Annotated in this window: 25 protein-coding genes; 18 read left to right on the top strand and 7 right to left on the bottom strand. The window is 68.3% G+C overall.

Going from position 1 to position 24,105, the window contains the following annotated elements; all coding sequences use genetic code 11:
• Positions 1–87 precede the first annotated feature (87 nt).
• A complete protein-coding gene (locus KBY70_RS01340; protein ID WP_254987100.1) occupies positions 88–2,874 on the bottom strand; it encodes a UPF0182 family protein in 2,787 nt (928 codons plus the stop codon).
• Between the two features lie 213 nt (positions 2,875–3,087).
• On the opposite strand from KBY70_RS01340, the gene thrC reads away from it, so the two are divergent.
• The 3 genes from thrC to KBY70_RS01325 all read left to right on the top strand — a co-directional run bounded on the left by thrC (position 3,088) and on the right by KBY70_RS01325 (position 5,763).
• On the top strand, positions 3,088–4,353 hold the full coding sequence (gene thrC / locus KBY70_RS01335) for a threonine synthase (RefSeq protein WP_254987194.1): 1,266 nt from the start codon (positions 3,088–3,090) through the stop codon (positions 4,351–4,353).
• Positions 4,354–4,403: 50 nt separating this feature from the next.
• Complete coding sequence (locus KBY70_RS01330; protein WP_094559270.1) at positions 4,404–4,679, top strand: MoaD/ThiS family protein; 276 nt, start codon at positions 4,404–4,406, stop codon at positions 4,677–4,679.
• Positions 4,680–4,779: 100 nt separating this feature from the next.
• Positions 4,780–5,763: a cupin domain-containing protein gene (locus KBY70_RS01325; RefSeq protein WP_254987098.1), complete on the top strand. Its 984-nt coding sequence runs from the start codon at positions 4,780–4,782 to the stop codon at positions 5,761–5,763.
• On the opposite strand, the gene ftsH is transcribed toward KBY70_RS01325, so the two are convergent.
• Positions 5,701–7,554, bottom strand: coding sequence for an ATP-dependent zinc metalloprotease FtsH (gene ftsH, locus KBY70_RS01320; protein WP_409996005.1), 1,854 nt, complete (start codon positions 7,552–7,554; stop codon positions 5,701–5,703). The two genes, KBY70_RS01325 and ftsH, sit on opposite strands and share 63 nt — an antisense overlap.
• 144 nt (positions 7,555–7,698) lie before the next feature.
• Here ftsH and rpmF point away from each other — a divergent pair, with 144 nt between their 5' ends.
• The gene (gene rpmF / locus KBY70_RS01315) at positions 7,699–7,878 is read left to right on the top strand and encodes a 50S ribosomal protein L32 (RefSeq protein WP_254987096.1); all 180 of its coding nucleotides are present in this window, start codon (positions 7,699–7,701) and stop codon (positions 7,876–7,878) included.
• Here the strand turns inward: rpmF and KBY70_RS01310 are convergent.
• The 3 genes from KBY70_RS01310 to KBY70_RS01300 are packed head-to-tail and all read right to left on the bottom strand — an operon-like array spanning position 7,839 to position 9,834.
• Positions 7,839–8,723: a hypothetical protein gene (locus tag KBY70_RS01310; RefSeq protein ID WP_254987094.1), complete on the bottom strand. Its 885-nt coding sequence runs from the start codon at positions 8,721–8,723 to the stop codon at positions 7,839–7,841. The two genes, rpmF and KBY70_RS01310, sit on opposite strands and share 40 nt — an antisense overlap.
• Positions 8,723–9,070 carry a DUF565 domain-containing protein gene (locus tag KBY70_RS01305; protein WP_254987093.1) on the bottom strand — a complete coding sequence of 116 codons (348 nt, stop codon included), beginning with the start codon at positions 9,068–9,070 and terminating at the stop codon, positions 8,723–8,725. The genes KBY70_RS01310 and KBY70_RS01305 overlap by 1 nt, the downstream gene beginning before the upstream one ends.
• The gene (locus KBY70_RS01300) at positions 9,067–9,834 is read right to left on the bottom strand and encodes an HAD-IA family hydrolase (protein ID WP_254987092.1); all 768 of its coding nucleotides are present in this window, start codon (positions 9,832–9,834) and stop codon (positions 9,067–9,069) included. The genes KBY70_RS01305 and KBY70_RS01300 overlap by 4 nt, the downstream gene beginning before the upstream one ends.
• Before the next feature lie 73 nt (positions 9,835–9,907).
• Between KBY70_RS01300 and recJ the strand changes: the two genes are divergently transcribed.
• Together recJ and KBY70_RS01290 are read left to right on the top strand one after the other, a co-directional pair.
• On the top strand, positions 9,908–11,803 hold the full coding sequence (recJ, locus tag KBY70_RS01295) for a single-stranded-DNA-specific exonuclease RecJ (protein WP_254987091.1): 1,896 nt from the start codon (positions 9,908–9,910) through the stop codon (positions 11,801–11,803).
• A gap of 1 nt (position 11,804) precedes the next feature.
• Positions 11,805–13,142 carry a chloride channel protein gene (locus KBY70_RS01290; protein ID WP_254987089.1) on the top strand — a complete coding sequence of 446 codons (1,338 nt, stop codon included), beginning with the start codon at positions 11,805–11,807 and terminating at the stop codon, positions 13,140–13,142.
• On the opposite strand, the gene psb30 is transcribed toward KBY70_RS01290, so the two are convergent.
• Positions 13,121–13,228: a photosystem II reaction center protein Ycf12/Psb30 gene (gene psb30 / locus KBY70_RS01285; protein WP_094559277.1), complete on the bottom strand. Its 108-nt coding sequence runs from the start codon at positions 13,226–13,228 to the stop codon at positions 13,121–13,123. The genes KBY70_RS01290 and psb30 overlap by 22 nt on opposite strands.
• A 127-nt stretch (positions 13,229–13,355) precedes the next feature.
• Between psb30 and KBY70_RS01280 the strand changes: the two genes are divergently transcribed.
• The 12 genes from KBY70_RS01280 (at position 13,356) to KBY70_RS01225 (ending at position 23,857) form a co-directional block, all read left to right on the top strand.
• On the top strand, positions 13,356–13,742 hold the full coding sequence (locus tag KBY70_RS01280) for a YkgJ family cysteine cluster protein (protein ID WP_233128417.1): 387 nt from the start codon (positions 13,356–13,358) through the stop codon (positions 13,740–13,742).
• Positions 13,743–13,762: 20 nt separating this feature from the next.
• On the top strand, positions 13,763–14,116 hold the full coding sequence (locus KBY70_RS01275; protein WP_094559278.1) for a TMEM165/GDT1 family protein: 354 nt from the start codon (positions 13,763–13,765) through the stop codon (positions 14,114–14,116).
• 15 nt (positions 14,117–14,131) lie between these two features.
• Entirely contained in the window at positions 14,132–14,464 is a 333-nt protein-coding gene (locus KBY70_RS01270) for a TMEM165/GDT1 family protein (RefSeq protein WP_094559453.1), read from the top strand.
• A gap of 138 nt (positions 14,465–14,602) precedes the next feature.
• The gene (locus KBY70_RS01265) at positions 14,603–16,945 is read left to right on the top strand and encodes an RNB domain-containing ribonuclease (protein WP_254987088.1); all 2,343 of its coding nucleotides are present in this window, start codon (positions 14,603–14,605) and stop codon (positions 16,943–16,945) included.
• Positions 16,946–16,948: 3 nt separating this feature from the next.
• The gene (locus tag KBY70_RS01260; RefSeq protein WP_254987086.1) at positions 16,949–17,605 is read left to right on the top strand and encodes a flavin prenyltransferase UbiX; all 657 of its coding nucleotides are present in this window, start codon (positions 16,949–16,951) and stop codon (positions 17,603–17,605) included.
• A gap of 1 nt (position 17,606) precedes the next feature.
• Complete coding sequence (locus KBY70_RS01255) at positions 17,607–18,086, top strand: hypothetical protein (protein WP_254987085.1); 480 nt, start codon at positions 17,607–17,609, stop codon at positions 18,084–18,086.
• 48 nt (positions 18,087–18,134) lie between these two features.
• Positions 18,135–18,536, top strand: coding sequence for a DUF2996 domain-containing protein (locus KBY70_RS01250; RefSeq protein WP_254987083.1), 402 nt, complete (start codon positions 18,135–18,137; stop codon positions 18,534–18,536).
• Positions 18,537–18,584: 48 nt separating this feature from the next.
• Positions 18,585–19,655: a magnesium-protoporphyrin IX monomethyl ester (oxidative) cyclase gene (acsF, locus tag KBY70_RS01245; protein ID WP_254987082.1), complete on the top strand. Its 1,071-nt coding sequence runs from the start codon at positions 18,585–18,587 to the stop codon at positions 19,653–19,655.
• Between the two features lie 46 nt (positions 19,656–19,701).
• Complete coding sequence (locus KBY70_RS01240; protein ID WP_254987081.1) at positions 19,702–21,120, top strand: TldD/PmbA family protein; 1,419 nt, start codon at positions 19,702–19,704, stop codon at positions 21,118–21,120.
• A gap of 2 nt (positions 21,121–21,122) precedes the next feature.
• Positions 21,123–22,493 carry a TldD/PmbA family protein gene (locus KBY70_RS01235; protein ID WP_254987080.1) on the top strand — a complete coding sequence of 457 codons (1,371 nt, stop codon included), beginning with the start codon at positions 21,123–21,125 and terminating at the stop codon, positions 22,491–22,493.
• Between the two features lie 35 nt (positions 22,494–22,528).
• Positions 22,529–23,569, top strand: a complete 1,041-nt coding sequence (gene fmt, locus KBY70_RS01230; RefSeq protein ID WP_094559286.1) for a methionyl-tRNA formyltransferase — start codon at positions 22,529–22,531, stop codon at positions 23,567–23,569.
• Positions 23,570–23,671: 102 nt separating this feature from the next.
• Complete coding sequence (locus tag KBY70_RS01225) at positions 23,672–23,857, top strand: hypothetical protein (RefSeq protein WP_094559287.1); 186 nt, start codon at positions 23,672–23,674, stop codon at positions 23,855–23,857.
• Positions 23,858–23,863: 6 nt separating this feature from the next.
• Here KBY70_RS01225 and KBY70_RS01220 read toward each other — a convergent pair whose 3' ends face one another.
• A complete protein-coding gene (locus KBY70_RS01220; RefSeq protein ID WP_315859668.1) occupies positions 23,864–24,088 on the bottom strand; it encodes a hypothetical protein in 225 nt (74 codons plus the stop codon).
• Positions 24,089–24,105 lie beyond the last annotated feature (17 nt).

Genomic DNA, 24,105 nt, shown 5'->3' with positions numbered 1-24,105 from the left:
ACAGCCGCCTGATCAACCTGGCAGCTGGGCCATCCGGCCTCTCTCCAACAACACCATGGGCCCCGAAAGGGGCCCATTTTTATGGCGTCAGGGGGTGGTTGTTTCAGCTGGGCTGGGGAAGGTCGGGAGGGAGCGGCGGGGGTCCAGCAGGGCCTCGATCGCTTTCTCGAGGGTGGTGTCCATCGCCACCCGGCTTCCATCACTCACCACCACGCGGGTGAGGGTGGGCAGTCCACCATTGCGAGCCTTGAGATACACCGGCTCCACATAGAGCAGAGCCTCTCCCACCGGCACCACCAGCAGGTTGCCCTGGATCACTTCCGATCCAGCCCGGTCCCACAAGCCAAACTGCTGGCTGATGCGAGGGTTCTGGTTGATCAGGGCCTGCACCTGCTCCGGACCGAAAATCGGGGTCTGGGTGGGGAAGCGCAGCAGCACCAACTGGCCGTAGTTGGGCGCATCGCTGCGGGCCGCCAACCAGGCCGCCAGATTGGGGCGGGCCAGGGGCGTGAGGGGCTGCAACAGCAGGAATTCGGGTGGTAACTCCGGAGCCAGCTGGGCACTCACGTGATAGGGCTTCACCGGGATCTGGCTGCGGCCATAGAGCTCCTTGGGCACCTGCCAAACGTCGTCGCCGCTGTAAAACACCCGCGGATCGGTGACGTGGTAGCGGAGCAGCTGGGCGGTTTGGAGCTCGAACTGGCGCTGGGGGTAGCGGATGTGGTTCTGCAGCGGCGCCGGCATGGCCGAAAGGGGCTGAAACAGGCCCGGGAACAGCCGCTGCCAGCCGGCGATGATCGGGTCGCGTTGATCCGCCACGTAGAGCACGGCAGTGCCGTTGTAGGCATCCACCAGCGCCTTCACCGAGTTGCGCAGATAGCGGATATCGGGATCGCTCGGCACCGCGGCGCTGTAGGGATAGCTGCGGCTGGTGGCGAAGCCCTCCACCATCCAGAACTGGTGCTGGTTGGGGGCGAAGGGACCAGGATCCTTCAGCTGCACCGACACCAGAACGGGATCGCCTTCGAAGCGCACAAACGGAGCCAGGGTGCGCAACCGCTCGCGCACCTCGCGGCGCAGCAACAGCCGGGTCTGCGGCGTGATCGCCCCCTGCACCAAGAGCTTCGGTTCCCCCAGGTAGATCGCCGAGGCCAGCCGCCCCCAGGGTGAGCCGATCGGCACCCCGCCCGACCCGGCGTAGTGGGTGTAGAAATTTTCATCCCCCTGGGGATAGTCAAACTCCTGCACCCGGGTGGGGGCGAGGGCGTAGGGCGATACCAGGGCCCCGAAGTAGAGGCTGGGCTGGCCGATCGGAATGCCAGCGCGCACATCGGCGGTGGTGATGCCGAGCTGGCTGTTGCCCTGCACCCGCGTGGACGCGCCTAGGTCGCTGATGAAGTAATCGGGCAGGCCATCAGGACTGCTGGTGTTCACCGGTGAAACGGTAAAGCCGTAGCCGTGGGTGAACACCAGGTGGGTGTTGAGCCAGGTGCGTGCTGCAGGCGGCAGGGACGCCTGATCGAGCTCCCGTGCCGTGATGATCACCAGTTGGCGCCCCAGCGCAGGGTTGCCACTGAGGCCGTAGCGATCCACCGCAGCCCCGGAAAAGCGGTAATAGACCCGCAGTTGTTGCAGCTGACGGTTGGTGGACAGCAACGGCTGACTGTCCCAGAGCCGGATGTTGCGCAGGGTGGCATCGCCCGCCTGCACATCGGCCCGGGTGAGGCGGCGGCGCGGTTTGACAAAGCGGGTGCTGATGTCGTCGAGCTGGAACGCAGCCCGGGTGGCCCGGATCGAACGGGCCAGGTAGGGGGTTTCCAGCTGCAGTTCCCGGGGTTTGACCAGCAACAGCTGGAGCACGGGAGTGAGCGCGGCTTCCAGCAGCGGCACCAGCAACAGGGCCAGCGACACCCCAAGCAGAAGGCCCCCCCGGATCCCCTGCCGCGGCAGGGGAAGCAGCAGGGCCACGGCGGTGAGCACAGCCACCACGGCGGCCAGGGTGCGCAAGGGCAGCACCAGGTGCACATCCAACCAACCGGCGCCCGGCACGCTGCCGGCGGTGCTGAGCAAGAGCTGGTGGCGGCCGAGCCAGAAGCTGCAGGCCACCAGCAACGCCATCAAGGCCAGGGGCCAGCGCAGCCGCAACAGCTGGGCAGCGGAGAAGCCGTGGAAGCGACCGTCGCTGAGCTGGGGCGGGCGGGCCACGATGCCCCACAGCCCTGCCCCCAAGTGGCAGAGCACCAAGGCGATCAACAGGGTGAGACCCAAGGCCAGGGCGGGAAAGCGCACCAGCCCAAAGACGATGTCGGCCTGAAGCATGGGCTCGCGCAGGCCGCTGTCCGGGGCGAGCAAGGCCAACGACCACAGACCCCACGCCCTGCCCAGGGCCGTGGCCGCAGCCAGCGACGCCATCGCCGCCACCAGCCGGGGGGCCGTGCGGGGACGGGCCAGCAGGGCCCCAGCCAGCCCCGCCAGCAGGAGCAGCAGCGGGGCCGACACGCCACTGAGCACGGTGAGGCCGTGCAACCGGCGGGGATCGAAGGGGTCGACCATCAGGCGCTCGGCCAGCCGCAACAGCAAGGCAAGCGGCACCAACTGGGCCAGGGCCAGCACCACCAGGCTGGCGGCATAGGGCAGGGGCGCCAGGGCGAAGCGCCGCTCCGGGGCAGCCGCCGGCGCAGGGCGCCAAAACCGGATCAACCAGCGCTGCTGAGCCAGGCCCACCACCAGGCCAAAGGCAGCCGCAGCCAACTGCAACAGCCAGCGGTGCAGCAGCACCTCCCCCTTGGCGAATTGCTCAAACCATTGCCACTCCACCCACAGGCGCGCCGCCAGCACAGTGAAACCAGCCAGCAGGGCCAGACCAAGGGCCACGGAGGCCACCTGGCGGACAGCAGAGGGCGAGGAACGCCTCAGCATGGGGGATCGGGGCACCGGCCGAGGGTAGGAAGCCCTGGCTCAACAGCAAGCCCAGCAAGCCCCGAGACGCGCTCGGACCACTGGCCATGAATACCCGACTTCTGCAATCGGGATTAAATCGTCGCACCTGGAAGCGCTGTTAGCCTCCTTCGATCGTTGGGCGTGACTGTGACTGCCACCCTCTCCCGCTCCACCTTCACCGGGCTGCGCTGCAAGGAATGCGGCCATCCCTATGAGGCCGGTGCCCGTCACGTCTGCGAAGACGTCTGCTTCGGCCCACTGGAGGTCGTCTACGACTACGACGCCATCAAAAACCGCGTCAGCCGCGCCACGATCGAAGCCGGCCCCGCCTCGATCTGGCGCTACCGCGAATTTTTGCCGATCGAGGGCGATCCCATTGATGTGGGCACCGGCTTCACGCCCCTGCTCAAGGCGGGCAACCTGGCCAAGCGCCTGGGGCTCAAGAGCCTCTACATCAAGAATGACGGCGTCAACATGCCGACGCTCTCGTTTAAAGATCGGGTGGTGTCGGTGGCGCTCACCCGCGCTCGCGAGCTGGGCTTCACCACGGTGAGCTGTGCCTCCACCGGCAACCTGGCCAATTCCACCGCGGCCATCGCCGCCCACGCCGGCCTTGATTGCTGTGTGTTCATCCCCAGCGATCTGGAGCTGGGCAAGGTGCTCGGCACCCTGATCTACAACCCCACCCTGATGGCGGTGAAGGGCAACTACGACCAGGTGAATCGCCTGTGCTCGGAAGTGGCCAACACCTACGGCTGGGGCTTCGTCAACATCAACCTGCGCCCCTACTACTCCGAGGGCTCGAAAACCCTCGGCTATGAAGTGATCGAGCAGCTGGGCTGGGAGCTTCCCGACCACATCGTGGCGCCGCTGGCCTCCGGGTCGCTGTTCACCAAGATCCGCAAGGGTTTTGATGAATTCATCAAGTGCGGGCTGGTCGATGAGAAGCCCGTGCGCTTCAGCGGTGCCCAGGCCGAGGGCTGCAGCCCGATCGCCCAGGCCTTCGCTGAGGGCCGCGACTTCATCACGCCGGTGAAGCCCAACACCATCGCCAAGTCGATCGCCATCGGCAACCCGGCCGACGGCCCCTACGCCATCGACATCGCCAACAAGACCGGCGGCTCGATCGCGGCCGTCAGCGATGCCGAGATCATCGAGGGCATCAAGCTGCTCGCCGAAACCGAGGGCGTGTTCACCGAAACCGCTGGCGGCACCACGATCGCGGTGCTCAAGAAGCTGGTGGAGCAGGGCAAGATCAACCCCGAAGAGCGCACCGTGGCCTACATCACCGGCAACGGCCTCAAGACAACAGAGGCAGTGGCCGACTGCATCGGCGCGCCCTACACGATCGAAGCCCAGCTCGACAGCTTCAAAGCCGCCTGGGCCCAGGCCCAGTCCGCCCAGCAGGCCTGATCGCCGGCACCACAACTGACACCGTCCTCCTCCTCCTTCCCATCCAGCCCATGGCCGTTCAGGTTCTGATCCCCACTCCCCTGCAGAAGTTCACCAACGACGAGGCCAGTGTCGATCTCGAGGCCAGCAGCGTTGATGGGCTGATCGAGGCACTGGAGGGCCGCTACCCCGGCATCAAGGGGCGCCTTTGCGATGAGGCCGGCAAGCTGCGCCGCTTTCTCAATCTGTACGTCAACAGCGAGGACATCCGCTTCCTCGACAACCAGGACACGCCCCTCAAGGACGGCGATGAGGTGTCGATCGTGCCCGCGGTGGCCGGCGGCTGAATCGCGAACGGTGCTCCCTGCAGCAGCACGGCAGCGCTGAAGTCGGGCTCAATAGGTTGGATCCCACAGCATTAGCCCATCTCGCTTGGAGGCGTTTCCGATGACCCAAGCCCCGTTCCAACCGGGCGACCGCGCCGTTGAAGCCAGCCAGGCCAGCGCGTCCAGCTGGCAGGCCAAAGCCCAGCTGTTCGATTACCGCCAGGCCGCCAACCCGGTGCGCCCTGGCCTCACCGAACCGATCCGCTACCACCAGTGGTCGCCGGAGCTGCATCAGAGCGGCCCCACGGCGGTGATCCCCCTGGATCTCAGCGCCGAGCTCGGCTGCAGCGGCCCAGCCACGAGCCCCGCTCTGGCGGCCCATTTCCTACGAATCCAGGCCGGCGAGGGGCTGAAGGCCGCCGCCAACGCCACCAGCTCCCTCTTCTACGTGCTCCAAGGCGCCGGGCAGCTGCAGTGGGCGGCTCGTGCCCTGCACTGGGGCGCCGGCGACCTGTTCGTGCTGCCCGCCGGGGAGGCCCCCCTGCTGCAGGCCGAGCACACCAGCGTTCTCTATTGGGTGCACGACGGCCCCCTGCTCAGCCACCTCGGCGTGGAGGCGACCCAGGCCCGTTTCGAGCCCGCCCACTACCCGGCCGCCTGGCTGCAGCAGGAACTCGACCAGCTGCTGGCCGACCCCACGGCCGCCCGCAGCAATCGCCTCAGCCTGCTGCTGGCCAACAGCGACCTGCCCCAGAGCCGCACCGTGACCCACACCCTCTGGGCGATGCTCGGGCTTGTGCCCCCCGGCGCGGTTCAGCCTCCCCATCGGCACCAATCGGTGGCCCTGGATCTGATCATCGATTGCGACCCTGGCTGCTACACGCTGGTGGGCACCGAGCTCGATGCCAGCGGCGCCATCGCCAATGCCCGCCGCATCGACTGGCAAGCCGGCGGAGCCTTCATCACCCCCCCGGGCCACTGGCACGCCCACGTCAACAGCAGCAATCGCCTGGCCCGGCTGCTGCCGATTCAGGACGCTGGCCTACACACCTATTTGCGCAGCCTCGACATCTGCTTTGCTGGCGGCATCCACAGCGACAGCTGAGCGGGCTACCACGGCCCGGAAAGCCTCGCCCTCAATGGTTTCCTCCCGGATCAACAACTCCACCAGCTCGTCCATCAGGGTGCGGCGTGCTTCCAGCAACCCCACAGCCTGATCGAGGGCTCCGCGGGCCAGATCCCGCACCAAGACGTCGATGCGATTACCGGTTTCCCGGGAGTAGTGGGGCTCCGAGCGCAACCAGTCGCGCCCCAGAAACACCTCCGCCCCATCCCCCTCCAGAGCCACCGGACCCAGGCTGGAGAAGCCATAGCGGGTGACCATCTCGCGGGCGATGCGCGTCACCATGTCCAGATCGCCACTGGCCCCCTGGGTCACTTCCCCAGGACCGAACACCACCAGCTCGGCGGCGCGCCCCCCGAGGGCGACCACCAGGCGGGCGCGGAGGTAGGCCTTGCTGATCAGACCGGAATCGAGAATCTCCTCATCGGGCATCATCCGGGCGAAGCCGCCAACACCACCGGCCCGGGGCAGCAGGGTCACCTTGTCGAGGGGATCGGCGTGGGGCACCAGGGTGGCGAGCAGGGCATGGCCCACTTCGTGATACGCAATCAAGCGCTTCTTGGCACTGTCCTGCAGGGGTGCCGCTGACAAGCCCATGGTGATCCGCTCCAGGGCACCGGCCATGGCGGCATCGTCAATTTCGCTCTGGTGGCGGCGGGCCGTGAGGATGGCCGCCTCATTGAGCAGGTTGGAGAGGTCGGCTCCGGAGAAACCCGGGGTGCGGCTGGCCCAGGCCGACAGCGACACCGCCGCCGCCAGCGGACGGCTGCGGGCGTGGACCGCCAGGATCGCCTCGCGGCCGCGGCGGTCGGGCAGGTCGACGGTGATGCGGCGATCGAAGCGGCCTGGGCGCATCAGGGCAGCGTCGAGCACGTCGGGGCGGTTGGTGGCGGCCAGCAGAATCACGCCGGAGTTGTCGGCGAAGCCATCCATTTCGGTGAGCAGTTGGTTGAGGGTCTGCTCCCGTTCGTCGTTGCCGCCGCCGATGCCAGCACCCCGCTGGCGGCCGACCGCATCGATCTCATCGATAAAAATGATGCAGGGCGCCTTGGCTTTGGCCTTGCGGAACAGGTCCCGCACCCGACTGGCCCCCACACCCACGAACATCTCTACGAATTCGGAGGCGGCCATCGAGAAGAAGGGCACCCCCGCCTCACCGGCGATGGCTCGGGCCAGCAGGGTTTTGCCGGTGCCGGGTGGCCCCACCAGCAACACCCCCTTGGGAATCTTGGCGCCGACTGCGGTGAATCGATCGGGTTCCCTCAAGAAGGTGACCACCTCCTGGAGCTCCTCTTTGGCTTCGGCGATGCCAGCCACGTCTTCAAAGCGCACCGTCACAGCACCATCGGCCTGGAGGCGTGGCTTGCTGCTGCCAAATCCCATCGCCCGGTTGGCCACCTGGGCCGAGCGACGGATCAGCAGCGCCAGGCCGCCGAGCAGCAACAGCACCAACATGCCGTTGGCCACCAAACCGGCCAAAGCCCCATCGGCGCGATCGTCCCGCACCGTGAGCGGCACCTTCGCCTGCTCGGCGGTGCGCAGCAGCAGCTGGTCGTTGCTGAACACCGGCACGGACAGCTGAAGGCCGTCCTCAAAGCGCACGCGCGCTTCGCGCTGGCGCAACGACAATTCCAGCTCCTTGACCTTGCCGGCCCGCAGATCCTTCAGCAGCTGGCTGTAGGAGGGCACCGGTTCACGGGCCGACAGGGCGTCCCAGCGAAAGGGCTGCGGGCCTGAAGGAGGATTGCCCGGAGCAGAACTGCCTGAAGACAGGCGTCCCGGAGGAAGACTTCCCGGAGTGAAGGCGTCCGGAGGAAGGCTGTCGCTCACTGAGTTCAGGCTTTGTCAGGAGCTTAGCGATTTGACGAAAGGCCAGGCGACAACGGAAGATCTTGGTTTGGCAGTGAGTGTGCGGGGATGGCTGTTCCCAAGAAGAAAACCTCCAAGGGCAAGCGCAATCAGCGCCACGCCACCTGGAAAGGCAAAGCTGCTGTTGCGGCCCAGAAAGCGCTCTCGATCGGCAAGGCCGTGCTGAGTGGCCGTGCCCAAGGCTTTGTTTATCCCGTGGATGAAGCGGGCGACGACGGCGAAAGCTGATCGTTCTGATCCCTGATCCAGCCACCACACCAGCGGCGGCGTCCATCCAGGACAGCCAAACCCGCGGCTTTGTGGATTAGGAGATCCTGGTAGTAACCCGGGGGCAGCGAGCAGAGGCTGGAGCGCACCAGCCGCTCGAGCGCATCGGATGGAAGCCAGGCAGCGCCACGGCGGCGTTGCCTGGCTTCTGCTTGAAAACGCCAGCGGCGCGGCAGGTGCCACCACTGCGGACGCAGCAACCAGAGCTGGCTGCATTGATCCCAGAGCGGCTGGTAGGCCTCCAAGGCCTGATCCCAGCGGGATAGCCACGTTTGTTCGTCGCTGCTCAGGCCCGCCACCCCATGGGCCTGAAGCTCCAGGAGCCGGGTTGGCCCCAGCGGCCGGCAGCCCAGCAACCAGCCTTCCAGCAGAAGTACCTCAGCCTCACGGCCGTCGATCCCATCCCGGTCGCCCTGGCCACCGCGCAGGGTTTTGTCAAACCGTGGCAGGTGCAACGGGCCTCCAGCCCGCCAGGCCTGCAGGCAGGCCAGTGCCAAGGCAACGTCGTGGCTACCCGGAGGCACCCGCGAGACGCCGAAGGGATTGCCGGCCAGGGCCAGCCGGCGCGGCTCCCAGGGCAGATAGAAGTCGTCGATGGAGGCCACAGCCAGCTTCAGGCCCCGAGCGGCAGCCCGTTGACGCAGAAGCGCCGCCAGGGTGCTCTTGCCGGCGCCCACCGGTCCATTGAGGGCCACCACCGGCCTCTGTCCGCCAGCGCCGAGGCGCGTGAGCTCCGCCAGCAGGGGCTGAAGCCAGTGGCGATCCAGGCCTGGATCAATACTGGGATCCAGCGCAGGGGAGGCCATCAGGTGCCGAGTTTGAAGGCCTCCAGCACCACCGCATACACCGCCCCAACGCGCAGGTTGTCCACTACCAGCCAACCCAGGCCAGGCGCCGTTTTCACCAGCCGGCCCCGCAAGCGCACGATCAGCTCCACCAGCAGCACCATCAGCAACACCACCATGGGCCGCCCCCCGGGGATGAGCAACAGCACGTAGGCGGTGACGTTGCTGCCGGCGTAGAAACCCAGCAGCAGCGCTAGCAGCACGGTGCTGCGATGGCGCCAGTTGCCGCGCAGGCTGCCGAGCAGCAGGGCTCCGAGCTGCTCCAGGGCTTGGTTGAAGCGGGTGCGCTGAAGGGGCAGGCGCGTCACAGCTGTGGAGCCTCCAGCAGATCCTGCAGATAGGAGAGCGTGATCTGTCCGCCCTGGCAAGCAGGGCCCCACAACACGCTGGCACCGCTGCCCAGCTGTGTCACCACGGCCCGAGCCCGGCTGAACCGCTCGGGCGGTTCGGCGCTGCCGTAATGGCTGAGCGTCAGCAGGCAGGCCACCCCGGCCTGATCGGCCGCTGCCAGGCCATTGCCGGAGTCTTCCAGGGCCAGCGCCGCCCCGGGGGGCAATCCCAGCTGCACCAGGGCGCGCTGGTAGGCCTCGGGATCGGGTTTCTTGCGGGCGACATCGTCGCCGCACACCCAGACGCTGAAGCAGGGGGCCAACGGACCCAGCAGATGCTCGGCCAGGGCGGCCACGGCCAAGCGGCCGCTGGTGGTGACGATCGCCTGGGGCAGACCGGCGGCATGCACCGCGGCGATCAGCTCCGCAACACCAGGGCGCAGCTGCAGCTCACCGGCACCCACCAGGGCGGCGTAATGGCGTTGCTTGCGGGCCTGCAGATCGGCCACCAGCGCGGCCTCGGGCGGGGCCCCCTGCAGCTCCGCCAGGGCGGCGGCAATGCGTTCGCGGCCGCCGCTGATGGCCAGCAGCTCGCCGTAGCGCAGCCCGTCCCAGTGCAGGGGCACGCCCAGCTCCGCGAAAGCCCGGTTGAAGGCGCGGCGATGGCCGTCCCGTTCCGTCTCCGCCAGGGTGCCATCGACGTCCCAGAGCAGGGCCCCCAAGGCCATCGGCCGGTGCTGCATCTCCGAGTCAGGCTACGGGGATGCATCCGCACGGCAGGCGCCGCACAATGGCGGGGCCCCGGTTGCGCCGTCGTTGCTGCCTGCCCTTGATCAGCAACGCTGGCACCTGCCTGGCCCCCTGGCGCCCGAAGGACTCTGCCAGGCGCCAGCAGACAGTCCGCTGCCGGAGGCCTTGCTGGCGGTGCTGAGCCGGCGCGGCTTCAACAGTGCAAAGGCGATCGCGGCCCTCTTGGATCCGCCCGCCGCACCGCCGGCTGGCCGCCACTTCCCCGACCTGGCCAAGGCCGTGGCCCGGCTGAAACAGGCCTGCAGCCAAGGGGAAGCGGTGGCCATCTGCGGCGACTACGACGCCGATGGCATGACCAGCACGGCCCTGCTGGTGGGAGTGCTGCAGCGCCTGGGGGCCCGACCCGTCGCGGCAATCCCCAGCCGCATGGACGACGGCTACGGCCTCAACGCCGCCATGGTGGAACGGCTGGCCGAGCAAGGCGTGGCCCTGCTGGTGACGGTTGACAACGGCGTCTCAGCCCTGGAGGCCCTGGTGGGGGCTGAGGCGCTCGGCGTCGAGGCGATCCTCACCGACCACCACACGATCCCCGATCCCCTGCCGCCCCACCTGGCCCTGCTGCACCCGGAACGCACGCCACCCAAGTCGCCCTATCGCGGTCTGGCGGGCGTTGGCCTGGCCTACGTGCTGGCGGCGGCCCTGTGCCAAAGCCTCAAGCGGGCCGATGGCCTGCAGATCGCCCTCAATCTCTTTTGCATCGGCACGATCGCCGACATGGCGCCCCTGGTGGGGGTCAACCGGCGCTGGTTGATCGACGGGCTACCCGGGCTGGGGGGCAGCCCCCTGGCGGGCCTGCAGGCCCTGCAGCGGCTGGCCGGACTGGACGAGGCCCCGCTCGATGCCCAGGCGGTGGGATTTCAGATCGCCCCGCGGATCAATGCCGTGGGCCGGCTGGGGGATCCCCAGCTAGTGGTGGAGCTGCTCACCACCGACGATCCCGACCGAGCCCTGGATCTGGCGCGGGACTGCGAGGCCCTCAACCGGCAGCGCCGCGACCTCTGCAGCGCCATCGAGGCGGAGGCGATCGCCCTGCTGGAGGCCGATGGTCCCCGGCGTCCCGCCTTTCTGCTGCTGGCTCAAAACCACTGGCACCACGGCGTAATCGGCATCGTGGCAGCGCGGCTGGTGGAGCGCTTCGGGTTGCCCGCCGCCCTGCTGGCCGGCGAGGGGCAGGGCCGCCTGCGGGCCTCGGTGCGGGCGCCCCGGGGCTTTGCGGTGGACCGGGCCCTTCAGCACTGCGCCCCGCTGCTGGAGCGCTTTGGCGGCCACCCTGCGGCGGGGGGGTTCACGGTGCGGGCCGAACAGGTGGCAGCGCTGCACGAGCAGCTCAACCAATTGGCCGACGCCTGGCTGCAACAGGCCGGCCAGGGCACCCCGGTGGAACCCGAGGCCCTGCTGCCGTTCGCCCAGATCGACCGCGACTTCCACCGGCAGCTGCAGCGGCTCGAACCCTTTGGTATCGGCCACCCCCAGCCAGTGTTCTGGAGCCAGGGCTGCGAGGTGGCCAGCCAGAAACTGCTGCGCGGGGGACACCTGCAGCTGGAGCTGCGCCAGGGTGAAGCTGGCCTGCGGGCCATGGGCTGGCGCTGGCAGGGCGAGGCCAACCTGCCGGGGCGGGTGGATGTGGCCTACCGCCTGGCGCTCAACAGCTGGCAGGGGGAGGAGCGCCTGCAACTTGACTTGGTGGGACTGCGGCCCAGCGCCGGCGGGGCGAGCGGCAGCGATGAAGTGGTGCTCAAGCGGCGCGACCGCACCTACTGGTGCCGCCGCGAGGGGGCCGGCCTGGTGGTGCGCAATGCGGCCGGGGATGAACTCACCAGTGCGGAGGGCAGCAGCCATGCCCATCCCTATGTGCGGGCCCTCATCCAGGATGCGGCCATCGCCTTGGGACTCGTTGCCTGAGATGGCCTTCCCCCTGCTCCGCCCCCCCCTGCGCACCCTGCTTCAGCTTCTGCTGATCGGCGTGCTGGTGGGTCTGGCCTGCTGGCCCCTCAACCTGGTCGAGTGCGCCCAGGACCTGCTGCTGCAGCAGCTGCCCGGTTTCCGGGGTGGGCACTGGACGCCCCAGAGCCTTGCCCTGGCCTTCGCACCGGTGCTGGTCATGCCCCTGCTGCTGTGGCTGCAGGCTGGGCCGCTGGCCCTGGGCGCCGGCTCCGGCATCCCCCAGACGATCGAAAGCCTGGAGCATCCTGCGCAGGCCCCACAGCTGATGAGCCGCGGCCCAACGCTGGCGCGGATGGCGCTCTGGAGCACCGCCAGCCTGGCCCTAATGCCCCTGGGCCGGGAAGGGCCGGTGGTGCAGGTGGGCGCGGCCGTGGCCCATGGGCTGCGCCGCCGCTTTCCCCGCTTGCTAGGCGCGCTCGCGCCCGAGAGCTTGATGGCGATCGGCGCCGGCGCCGGCCTGGCAGGCGGGTTCAACAGCCCGCTGATGGGGATGGTGTTCGTGCTGGAAGAGCTCACCGGCAGCTTCCAAACGTCGGTGCTTTGGCCTGCGGCGGTGGTGTGCGCCGCCGCCGCCCTCGTGAGCAACCTCAACGGCATCTCGATCTTCACCCTGGGCCTGGTGCAGACCCCTCAACCCGAGTGGCAGCAGCTGCTCTGGGCCCTGCCGGTGGGGATCGGCGGCGGCCTGCTGGGCGGACTGTTCAGCCGCCTCCTCTGGACTGGCACTGCGCTGCTGCGCCAGCGGGTGCGGCAACGCCCCCTGGCCTGGGGGCTCGGGCTGGGCCTGGCCCTGGGCCTGATCGCCTTTGCCAGCGGTGGCTGGAGTGGTGGCGATGGCGAGGCACTGATGAGCCAGCTGCTGGACAGTCAGGGGAGCTTGCCCATCCCGGGGGAGCCGATGAGCATCGCCGCCTGGTGGCTGGTGCTGGGCTCACGGATCGTGGCGCCCGTGCTGGCCCTGGCTGCCGGAGTCCCTGGGGGGCTGATTGACCCGGCCTTTGCAATCGGCGCCCTGTTCGGCAGCGGCTCACTCGAGCTGCTCGGCGGCGACGCCCAGCTCGGCCTCGCGTTGGGCATGGCAGCAGGATTGGCCGGAGCCACCCAGCTGCCGCTGATGACGGTGTTGTTCGCCCTGCGCATGCTGGGCGATCAGCAATGGCTGTTCGGCATCCTGCTCAGCGCAGTGGTTGGAGCCAGCGTTGGTCGCCGGGTCCAACCCGAACCGATTTATCACGCCCTCTGGAAGCTGGGCAGGACGCCAGAGCTGGCGTTGGATCAGAGCGCGCCGCGGCGGTAGAAGAGCACGAAGATCACGGCCGGACCGGCCAGGGTGATCAGGGCTAGGGCGGCGAAATTCGCGATCAGATGAAAGTCGATACCCATGGTGGTGGCGGCTGAGAAGCGGCAAACGCTGCGACCACAGGGTAGGCGCCGCGCCCGCCGCTCCAGGGCTTCGGCTTGGCTCTGTGACGGCTTGTCACAGCGGCGGCGCGGGAATCACTGTGGCTGAATGGACAGCAACCGCGACCGGCCGATGGACCAGGAGAAGTGGAGCTGCATCAGCGGTTGCGGGGCCTGCTGCCGCCTGGATCCGAGCCTGCGGCAGGAGGCCATCGACGCCCTCAGCCCCGCTCAGCAGGAGCAGTATCTGGCGATGGTGGGCGCCGATGGCTGGTGCATTCACTTCAACACCGGCTCCCGCAGCTGCCGGATCTACGCCGACCGCCCCGATTTCTGCAACGTCGCCAACCTGGTCAAGCTGTTTGGTTCGCCCGAGGACCCCGGCGCCGGCGACCGCCTGGCGATCGGCTGTTGCCTCCAACAGATCCGCAGCGAATACGGAGGCCGTGGCAGGGTGATGCGGCGCTTCCGGCGGGCCATCCGACAGCGCCCATGAGCACGCCCATGAGCACTCCCATGAGCAACGACAGCGAGCTCCCCAAACCCGCCCCAGCCGGCACCTGGGGTGCGGTCTTTTTGACGACCTTCACCACGGTGTTCCTGGCAGAGCTGGGCGACAAGACCCAGCTCGCCGCCCTGCTGCTGTCGGCCCAGTCGGGACGTCCGGTGGTGGTGTTTGTGGGGGCCTCCCTGGCCCTGATCAGCTCCAGCCTGGTGGGGGTGCTTCTGGGCCGCTGGCTGGCGCGGGTGATGCCGCCGCAGCAGCTGGAACGCCTGGCGGGAATCCTGATGGTGGCCCTGGGGCTCTGGCTGGGCCGTCAGGCCGTGCTGGGGCTGGTGCCCTCTCCCTCCGAACTCCCCCTCAGCTGAACGACCGTGTCCGCCCTGCCGCTCGCCCTGCTCGCATCCACCTTCGTCACTGTGTTCCTGGCCGAATTGGGGGACAAGACCCAGCTGGCCATCGTCACCATCAGCGGCACCTCGACCCGCCCCGGGGCGGTCTTCGCTGGTAGCTCCCTGGCTTTGGTGCTGGCCAGCCTGCTGGGGGCAGCGGCGGGCGGATCCCTCTCGGCCGTGATCCCCACCAATGCGCTGCAACTGGCGGCCTCGGTGGGCTTCCTGGTGATCGGCGTGCGGCTGATCCAGCGCTCCAGCGGCGAAGAGGGCGAAAAGACCGTCGCGGCGGCCGCCGCGGCTGAGGATCCCTCAGCCGACTAACATTTGAAATGAAGGTTTTGGTGGCCGCGGGCATCGCTCCGAGCCCAGTCCGCCATCAGCCGCCTTCATCCCCTCGCCGCCCGCCCCTGCAACCCGGGGCATTCCTGGGTGGCCCACAGCCAACCAGCCCTCCCACCGATGAAGTTCACGGTCGCCGACCTGCTCGACCAGCTTCCCGCCCATGAAGCCCTGCCACTGACCAAGCTCGAAAAGGCCCTTGGCCTGAGCCAGAAAGCTGAAAAGCAGCAGCTGCAGATCGGGCTCGACGGACTCACCAAGCTGGGGCTGGTGGAAATCAGCGATGCCGGCATCGCCCGGCGCGAGGACCCCGAGCTGATTCCCGCGCGGCTGCGCTGCTCCAGCAAAGGCTTCTGCTTCGCCCTGCGGGAAGACGGCGGCGAAGACATCTACATCCGCGATCACCAGCTCAACCACGCCTGGAACGGCGATAGGGTGCTGGTAAAGGTGACCCGCGAAGGCGGACGGCGCCGCTCTCCGGAAGGGGGCGTGCAGTGCATCCTCGAGCGGCACACCACCTCGCTGCTGGCCCAGGTGGAGCAACAGGAGGAGCGGTTGGTGGCCACCCCCCTCGACGACCGGCTGCTGACCGCTGTGGAACTGCCGGCCGGTGATGCCACCCATCTCGACAGCGAGCAGAGCTCGGTGGTGGAGGTGCTGGTAGACCGCTATCCAGTGGGCCAGTTTGCACCCCTAGGCCACGTGGCCCGGTGCCTGCCCGTGAACGGCGGCGAGGCCGCCGACCTCGATCTGCTACTCACCAAGCACCGGCTTCACAACCGTCCCCAGCCCCCTCGGGCCACCCTCAAGGCCCTGGCAGCCAAAGAGCGCACCGACCTCACCGGCCAAGCAGCCCTGCTGCTGGAACCGTGGAGCGGCAAGGAAGCCCCGGGACTGCCGGCCCTGGCCCTTGAGGAGCGTGAAGGCGGCTGGACCCTGTGGGTGCATACCCCGGCCATCGCGGAGCGCTTCGCCAACGGCACCGCCCTCGACGCCTGGCTCCGCAACCAGGCCGATGCCTACTGCGTGGGCCGACAGTGGCTGCCCCTGCTCAGTCCAGCCCTGGCCAAGGCCAGCGCCTTCAAGGTGGGCGAGGTGCAGGCAGCCCTGTCGGTGAGCCTGGAGCTCAGCACCGACGGCAAGCTGGAGCACTACCGCTTCTGCCGCAGCCAGATCCAGCCGGTAGCCGCCGCGGGCCTTGAAGCCCTGACCGCCCTGGGGGATCGCAAGCCCAAGAGCCGCACCGTGCCGGCGGCCCTCAAGGGACTTAAAGATCAGCTGCCCCTGCTGGAGCAGCTGATCGCTGTCACCGGCCTGCTGCGTCAACAACGTCAGGCGGGCTCCCTCGACCTCAACCTGCCGCTGCCCGCCATCGACAGCCTCGGCGACCTGGCGGTGCCAGGTCCTGATGCTCCCCTGGAGGGCTGGATGGTGACCCTCGAACCCCACCATCCCCTGGCGCTGCTGCGCGAAGCGGTGCTGGTGGCCGAGCAGGCCCTGGGCCAGCACCTCCAGACCCTCGAGCTGCCAGCGGTTTACGCCACCAACGCCCCCGCCGACGCCAACGACCTCAACGACGTCGCCCGCTCGGCCCTCGCCCTCGACATCCCCCTCGAATTGAGCGAGGAGGGCAACGCCAGTGGGGCCGAACTGGCGGCCGCCTTCGCCGGCACCGATCGCAGCCGGCCTCTGCAGCAGCAGCTGCAGGCCATCCTCAAGCCGATTCAGCTGAGCAGCGCCCCCGGCGCCCATGCCCTATCGGGTTGGCTGGAGGAGGATGCGGCCCTGGCCCCGTGGTGCTGCCCCACCCTCCATTACGCGGACATCTGGAACCAGCAGCTGCTGGTGCTGCTGCTCACCGAGGGCAAGGATCGCCCAAGCGTGCGCCACAAAACCACCGTCGACCTGGCCTCCGATGCCTGCCACGGCGCCATCGACTGGCCGCTGCTGGCCCCCAGCCAGCTCACCCCCTTCCTGGAGGCCCAGGAGCATGGGCTGGTGCAACGCCTCAATGGCCGGCGCCGTTTCCTGGCCGAACTCCAGGCCGACCTGCTGGCGATGCTGCAGGCCCGCCAGGCCGAGCCGCTGGTGGGCCAGGTGCTCCCTGGTGTGATCAGCGGCGTGCAGAGCTACGGCTTCTTCGTCGAAGTCCCCCCCTCCCAGGTGGAGGGTCTGGTGCACGTCAGCTCCCTCAAAGACGACTGGTACGAATACCGCTCGCGCCAGAACAGGCTGGTGGGACGCAAGAACCGCCGCACCTACATGCTCGGCGACCAGGTGGAGGTGGAGATCCAGAAGGTGGATGCCCTGCGCCATCAGATCGATCTGGCCGTGGTGCTACCCGAAGGCGTGATGGCCGACGGGGACGGGCTGGCCGAGGGGGCCGATGACGCCGATGACGCCCGCGCTCTCGAACATGACCACGATCCGTTTGCGCCGATACCGGTGTTGAGCGAGGCCTGAGCCATGACCCCTGCGGCCGGAAGCGGGCCGGTGGTGCTGGCTGTCTCCGGCGCCTCGGCTCAACCGCTAGCGCAGCGGGCCCTGCAGCTGCTGCTGGAGGCCGGCGAGTCGGTGGAGCTGGTCACCTCCCGCGGCGCCATTGGTGTGTGGCAGGCGGAGCTTGGCCTGAGGGTGCCCTCGGAGCCGGCGGCCCAGGAAGCGTTCTGGCGCGAGTGCACCGGTATCAGCTCCGGCCAGCTGCGCTGCCACCGCTGGAACGACCAAGCTGCCGGCATTGCCAGCGGCAGCTTCCGCACCCGCGGCATGGTGATCCTGCCCGCCTCCATGGGCACCGTTGGTCGTATCGCCTCTGGGGTGGCCCTGGATCTGGTGGAGCGCGCCGCCGATGTGCATCTCAAGGAGGGACGGCCCCTGGTGATCTGCCCGCGGGAAACACCCTGGAGCCTGATTCACCTGCGCAACCTGACAGCCCTGGCCGAGGCAGGCGCCCGCATCGCCCCACCGGTGCCCGCCTGGTACCACCAACCTCAGACCATCGACGACATGGTTGATTTCCTGGTGATCCGGGTTTTTGACGTGCTCGGCTACGAACTCGGCAGCCTGCGCCGTTGGCAGGGGCCGCCCCACCAGCCAGGATCCCCGGGCGACCCTTCCGCCTAGGTTGGCCCTGCTTCAACGCCTACTGCTGCTCCCCCTGCTCGCCCCGCTGCTGCTGGTGCTGCTGGTGGGCGCCCTCAACCCCAGGCCCAACCTGGCCTTGCGGCTGCTGATCTGGAGCACCCCAGCGCTACCGATCGGGGCCTGGATCGCCCTGGCCGCCGGCGGTGGCGCCGGCCTCAGCGCCGCAGCCGCCGCCCTGGCCCTGCAAACGGGGCCGGTCTCGCTGCGCCGCCAGGTGCGGCGCGAGCCCCGCGAACCGGTGGAGTCCTGGGAGGAACCACCCCAAGCGGCCGCCCCTCCGCCACCCCGCCGGGCCGCCGGGCCACAACGTCCACCCGGCGATCCGGCACCCACCGTGGCGGTGCCGTTCCGGGTGATCCGCAAGGGTCGCTCTGCAGCTGCCGCCGAGCCCACTAGCGCCACGCCCCAAACCACCGCCGTGGGCAACGGCTGGGACAACCCCGGCGGCGACGACTGGTGAGCGCGATCTGCGTAGAGTCGGCGCAGATGCCGAAAGGGGCCTGCACCGGTGAGCGAATCCGCCCAGCCAGCCGCCAAAGCCAAGCCACCGGCCCCGGAAGACCAGCCGTTTGCCACGTTTGTGCCCGAGCTCCTGCTCCCCGCCCTGGCCAAGGAGATCCAGGGCTACGGCGGTCCGGCCCCCGAGTTGGCCTTCGAGCAAGGTCCGATGCCCGTGGTGGGTGCGGACTGCTGGATGGTGAAAGGCAAGCTGCCCGGGGAGCGGCGTTTCTGGCTGTGCTTCACCACAGCGGACATCAATTCCCCCAAAACCGTGGCCGTGGCCGAAGCCGGCAGTGAGCCGAGCCTGCTGGAGTCCTTTCTGATCGATGAGAAGAAAATGAGCCTGGCGCTGCTGGTATCCCGGCTGGTGCAGCGGCTGAACGGTCAGAAATGGCTGGGCCCGAACTGACGGGCGGTCCCTCTACGATGACCTCACTGCCGTAAGCCGCCACGCTCGATGGTTCCTCCCGCCGCAATTGCCAGCCCCGCTGCACCGGCCGTCAAGGATCCGGTCAAGGACACGATCCTGACCCCGCGGTTCTACACCACGGATTTCGACGCCATGGCGGCGATGGATCTGCGCCCCAATGCCGTTGAGCTGGAAGCGATCTGCGAGGAGTTCCGCAAGGACTACAACCGGCACCACTTCGTGCGCAACGCGGAGTTTGAAGGCGCCGCCGACAAGCTCGATCCTGAAACCCGCCAGGTGTTCATCGAGTTTCTGGAGCAGAGCTGCACCTCGGAGTTCTCTGGCTTCCTTCTCTACAAGGAGCTCAGCCGCCGCATCAAAGACAAGAACCCCCTGCTGGCGGAGTGCTTTGCCCACATGGCCCGTGATGAGGCCCGCCATGCCGGCTTCCTCAACAAAGCCATGGGCGACTTTGGCCTGCAGTTGGATCTTGGCTTCCTGACCGCCAGCAAGGCCTACACCCACTTCAAGCCCAAGTTCATCTTCTATGCCACCTACCTGAGCGAGAAGATTGGCTACTGGCGCTACATCGCGATCTTCCGTCACCTCGAGAAGAATCCCGACAGCAAGATCTTCCCGATCTTCAACTTCTTTGAAAACTGGTGCCAGGACGAGAACCGCCACGGCGACTTCTTCGACGCCCTGATGAAGGCCCAGCCCGACACGGTGCGTGGCTTGACCGCCCGCCTCTGGTGCCGCTTCTTCCTGCTGGCGGTGTTCGCCACCATGTACGTGCGCGACGTGGCCCGCAAGGAGTTTTATGAGGCCCTGGGCCTGGATGCCCGCGACTACGACAAGTACGTGATCGCCAAAACCAACGAAACGTCCGCCCGGGTCTTCCCGGTGGTGCTCAATGTGGAGCATCCGAAGTTCTACACACGGCTGGAGCGGCTGGTGAGCAACAACACCAAGTTGAGCGAGGCCGATGCCAGCTCGGCTCCGGCCCCGATCAAGGTGCTGCGCAAGCTGCCCTATTGGATCGCCAATGGCGCCGAGATGGCCAAGCTCTATTTGATGGCCCCGATCCGCAGCGAGCAGTTCCAAGCCTCGGTGCGCTGAGGCCTCTGCGGCCCAACGCTTTTGCCCCCCCCATCGCTGATCTCTTTTGGTTGCCTCTGCACCCGACGCCTTTGACCTGGCCTGGCAGCCCCGTCTCGAAAGCCTGTTGGCGGTAGGACAGGGGGCTGGGGCTGACCTGGTGGAGATCTTTCTGGAGCGCACCGATCACCTCGGGGTGCTGGCCGAGCAGGAGACCATCACCAGCGTCAGTCCGTCCTTCGGCATGGGCGCCGGGATCCGGGTGTTTCGGGGCGATCGGGATGGCTTCGTCAGCACCAACGACCTGAGCGACTCCGGCCTGCTCCAGGCCCTGGATCAGGCTCTGGGCATGCTCGGGCTGCTGCGCAGCAGCGCACCCGCCACCCAGTTCGACGGCCTCGGTACCCTGCGCGACTTTGCCGCCGCCAAAGCCGATTGGCTGGAGCGCTGCCCCTCCTTGGCGGAGGCCACGCTGAAGCTGCTGGACGGCACGGCCCGCCTGGCCCACCACGGCCGCCACCTGCAGGCGCGCCGGGGCAGCTACTCCCGCGACTGGCAAGCGGTACTGGTGGCCGCCAGCGACGGCACCTTTGCCCGCGACATCCGCCTGCACCAATCCCTGGGCATCAACGTCCTCGCCGCCGATGGCGACCACCGCGCCGGCCTGGGCCGCCGCTACGGCACCTCCGGCCGTCCCGACGACCTGCGCGCCTGGGATGCGGACGCGTCAGCCCAGGACGTGTGCGCCAGCGTTGGCACCATGCTCTACGCCGACTACGTGGAAGCCGGCCAGATGCCGGCGGTGCTGGCCAACCGCTTCGGTGGCGTGATCTTCCACGAGGCCTGCGGCCACCTGCTGGAAACCACCCAGGTGGAGCGCGGCACCACCCCCTTTGCCGACAAGGTGGGCGAGCCCATCGCCCACGCAGCGGTGACGGCCATCGACGAAGGCCTCACCGACGGCGCCTTCGGCTCCCTGTCCATGGACGACGAGGGAATGGAGCCCCAGCGCACGGTGCTGATTGAAAACGGCATCCTCAAACGCTTTCTCAGCGATCGCGCCGGCGAACGGCGCACCGGCCATGGCCGCACCGGCAGTGGCCGGCGCCAGAGCCATGCCTTCGCCGCCGCCAGCCGCATGCGCAACACCTTCATTGCCGCCGGTCCGCACACGCCCGACCAACTGATCGCCTCGGTCGACAAAGGGCTCTACTGCAAATCGATGGGCGGCGGCAGCGTCGGCCCCACCGGCCAGTTCAACTTCGCTGTGGAGGAGGGCTACCTGATCGAAAACGGCCAGCTCACCAAGCCGGTGAAAGGCGCCACCCTGATCGGCGAAGCCAAGGAGGTGATGCCCCGGATCTCGATGTGTGCCAACGACCTCGAACTGGCGGCTGGCTTCTGCGGCTCCGTCAGCGGCAGTGTCTACGTCACCGTGGGCCAGCCCCACATCAAAGTCGACTCGATCACCGTGGGGGGCCGCTGACGATGGCCACCTCCGCCGGCCTCAATGCCGAGGCCCTGAGCAGCCGCCTCCAGCAGCTGGCCCAGCAGACCGGCATCCAGCAGTGGGATCTAGGCGCCTCCTGCAGCACCGACACCTCCGTGCAGGTCGACCGCGGCGAGGCCAAACAGATGAAAGGGGCCCTGCGCAGCGCCATCACCGTGAGGGTGTGGAACGGCGATGGCCTGGTGGGCATCACCAGCACATCCGACCTCAGCGACGCAGGTCTGGCCAGGGCCCTCGCCGGTGCCCGCGACGCCAGCGCCTTTGGCAACGCCGATGAGACCCCGGCCTTCTCGCCCCTGGCCACGGCCCCCCTGGCCAGCCTGGAGCAGCCCCTGCATGAGCCCCAGCCGATCCTCACCCTGCTTGAGACCCTCAAGCAGGCCGAACGGCAACTGCTCGATCGCCATGCCGCCATCGGCACCGTGCCCTACAACGGCCTGGCCCAGCGCAGCAGCGAGCGGCTTTACCTCAACAGCGAGGGGGCCTGCCGCCACCAGCGCCTTACCACAGCCAGCCTGTATCTCTACGCCCGGGCCGAGGAAGCCGGCCGCAAGCCCCGCAGCTCGGGCGCGGTGCGCCTGGCCTACGGCACCGCCAACCTCGACATCCAAGGCTGCATAGACGAAGCCGCCCAGCGCACCATTGCCCACCTCGACTACGCCCCGATCGAGACCGGCCACTACACCTGCGTGTTCAGCCCCGAGGCATTCCTGGATCTGATCGGCGCCTTCAGCAGCCTGTTCAACGCCAGGGCGGTGCTCGATGGCGTCAGCCTCAGCCAGCGCGATTCCCTGGGCCAAACCCTGGCGGTGCCATTCCTCAGCATCCGCGACAACGGCCTGCACCCCGGCAACGTGGGCGCCTCAGCCTTCGATGGCGAGGGCACACCCACCGCTCCCCTCGACCTGGTGGACGGCGGGGTGCTGCGGCATTTCCTGCACTCGGAGGCCACGGCCCGGGCCTTCGGTGTGCCCCCCACCGGCCATGCCGGCATGGGGGCCAAGGTGTCGGTGGGGGTCGACTGGTTGGAGATCGGCGCCACCCCGGGCAGTGGCGGCGGCCAGCAGGGCCTCAACCGCCTCGGCCACGACGGGCCCGTGGTGGTGATCGATTCCCTCTCCGCCCTGCACGCCGGCGTCAAGGCCAGCCAGGGCTCCTTCTCCCTGCCCTTCGATGGCTGGCTGGTGCAGGGCGGTAACAGCCGCTCGATCGAAGCCGCCACCGTGGCCGGTGACATCCGCACGCTGCTCCAGGCGATCGTCGGGTTTGAGGGCGAGGCCAAGGTGACCCCCGATGGCCTCTGCCCCTACGTCTGGGTGGAAGGTCTCTCCATCACCGGCGAAGCCTGACCCCCCAGTTCTGAACGGGCCCTGAGGTCGCTGTTGTGAAGATCCTGTTCTGGGGCACCCCTGCCTACGCCGTGCCCAGCCTGGAGGCTCTGGTGGCTGCCGGTCACACCCTGGTGGGGGCGGTGAGCCAGCCGGATCGTCGCCGTGGGCGCGGCAAGGAGCTGCAGCCCAGCCCAGTGAAGGCAAGAGCCCTGGAGCTCGGGATTCCGGTGTTCACGCCGGAAAGGATCCGGCGGGATCAAGCCTGCCAGCAGCAGCTCGCGGCCCTGGGCGCCGACGTCTCAGTGGTGGTGGCGTTCGGTCAGATCCTGCCGCCCGAGGTGCTGGCCCAGCCCCCCCTGGGCTGCTGGAACGCCCACGGCTCCCTGCTGCCCCGTTGGCGCGGCGCCGGGCCCATCCAGTGGTGCCTGCTGGAGGGCGACGCCGAAACCGGCGTGGGGATCATGGCCATGGAGGTGGGGCTCGACACCGGTCCGGTGTTGCTGGAGCGCAGCCTCGCCATCGGTCTGCGGGAGAACGCCCAACAGCTGGGGCAGCGGCTGGCCCAGCTCAGCGCCGAGCTGCTCGTTGAAGCCCTGCCCCGGATCGAGGCCGCTGGCACGGGCCCGGAAACCGAACGGCTGACCCGATTGGGAGTGCGCCCCCAGGGGGAGGCGGGGCTCACCATCGCCCGCATGCTGACCAAAGACGACGCGGTGATCGACTGGAGCGCTTCCGCCCTGGCGATCCACCGGCGGGTGATGGGTCTCTATCCCGCAGCCCACACCAGCTGGCGGGGCAAACGGCTGAAACTGCTCAGCACCGAGCCGCTGGTGGCTCGCCTTGCCGAGCAGCTGAGCCCCGAAGCCCAGGCGGCACTTGCCTCCAGCAGCGGAGCCGCACCAGCTCAGCCGGCAGCGGCCGTTGCCCCAGGCACGGTGCTGGCGCTGCTAGCAAGCACAGGCCTGGTGGTGGCCACCGGTGGTTGCCCTGTGCTGGTTCGTGAAGCCCAGCAGGAGGGCAAGGCGACCGCCCGGGGCGGCAGCCTGCTCCAACAGCTCGCGGCCCAGCCTGGCGATCGCCTGGGCTCCGCATGAAGCTCCATGACGGCATGGCTTACGTTCTGTGTTGTTAGGGCTCGCACACTTTTCCTGATCCCCCAAGGTCGCTACAGAGGGTGGAGACTTTGCTGAGGATCCATGGGAAGCGAGCTGTCCTATGTCGGTGAAACAGGCCAGGGCTGCCTGATCTACCGGGAGACGTCGGGTCGCTACGTGGTCAGCCACGAACAACAACCCAAGCAGCGCCGCAGGGTCGCCACGCTGGCCAGTGCCTACGCCACCTGTCAGTGCCTCCAGATGGAGCGGATCACCGAGGCCAGCTGATCGCGATCAGCCCAAGCCAATCTCCTTGCGGTAAAGCCCATGGAGGCCCTCCAGCTGGTTGTGCACCGACACCAGCTGGTCGCGGATGTGCTGGCTGTTGTCGATGCGCCCAAGGGCCAGGAGCATCGCCTCAATCTGCCCCTTGCAATCGATCAGCACGCGGCACTCCGGGGATCCGGGCTCGTAGGGCATGTCAAACGTCTCAACCGCACCATCCGAGCGGAGACCCACCGCAGCCGGTGTGTCCA

It is taken from the genome of Cyanobium sp. ATX 6E8 (genome assembly GCF_024346335.1).
In the GTDB taxonomy this organism is placed as follows: domain Bacteria; phylum Cyanobacteriota; class Cyanobacteriia; order PCC-6307; family Cyanobiaceae; genus Cyanobium_A.
The sequence above is the reverse complement of the archived record's forward strand: the minus strand, read 5'-3'. Positions and strand labels throughout refer to the sequence as shown.

What these genes read in the sequence shown, in the direction of transcription:
- KBY70_RS01330 (WP_094559270.1), top strand. Translation starts at nt 4,404, where the DNA reads ATGGCCGTTCAGGTTCTGATCCCCACTCCCCTGCAGAAGTTCACCAAC.
- KBY70_RS01325 (WP_254987098.1), top strand. Translation starts at nt 4,780, where the DNA reads ATGACCCAAGCCCCGTTCCAACCGGGCGACCGCGCCGTTGAAGCCAGC.
- rpmF (WP_254987096.1), top strand. Translation starts at nt 7,699, where the DNA reads ATGGCTGTTCCCAAGAAGAAAACCTCCAAGGGCAAGCGCAATCAGCGC.
- KBY70_RS01310 (WP_254987094.1), bottom strand. Translation starts at nt 8,723, where the DNA reads ATGGCCTCCCCTGCGCTGGATCCCAGTATTGATCCAGGCCTGGATCGC.
- KBY70_RS01300 (WP_254987092.1), bottom strand. Translation starts at nt 9,834, where the DNA reads ATGCAGCACCGGCCGATGGCCTTGGGGGCCCTGCTCTGGGACGTCGAT.
- KBY70_RS01290 (WP_254987089.1), top strand. Translation starts at nt 11,805, where the DNA reads ATGGCCTTCCCCCTGCTCCGCCCCCCCCTGCGCACCCTGCTTCAGCTT.
- psb30 (WP_094559277.1), bottom strand. Translation starts at nt 13,228, where the DNA reads ATGGGTATCGACTTTCATCTGATCGCGAATTTCGCCGCCCTAGCCCTG.
- KBY70_RS01280 (WP_233128417.1), top strand. Translation starts at nt 13,356, where the DNA reads ATGGACAGCAACCGCGACCGGCCGATGGACCAGGAGAAGTGGAGCTGC.
- KBY70_RS01275 (WP_094559278.1), top strand. Translation starts at nt 13,763, where the DNA reads ATGAGCAACGACAGCGAGCTCCCCAAACCCGCCCCAGCCGGCACCTGG.
- KBY70_RS01265 (WP_254987088.1), top strand. Translation starts at nt 14,603, where the DNA reads ATGAAGTTCACGGTCGCCGACCTGCTCGACCAGCTTCCCGCCCATGAA.
- KBY70_RS01260 (WP_254987086.1), top strand. Translation starts at nt 16,949, where the DNA reads ATGACCCCTGCGGCCGGAAGCGGGCCGGTGGTGCTGGCTGTCTCCGGC.
- acsF (WP_254987082.1), top strand. Translation starts at nt 18,585, where the DNA reads ATGGTTCCTCCCGCCGCAATTGCCAGCCCCGCTGCACCGGCCGTCAAG.
- KBY70_RS01235 (WP_254987080.1), top strand. Translation starts at nt 21,123, where the DNA reads ATGGCCACCTCCGCCGGCCTCAATGCCGAGGCCCTGAGCAGCCGCCTC.
- KBY70_RS01225 (WP_094559287.1), top strand. Translation starts at nt 23,672, where the DNA reads ATGGGAAGCGAGCTGTCCTATGTCGGTGAAACAGGCCAGGGCTGCCTG.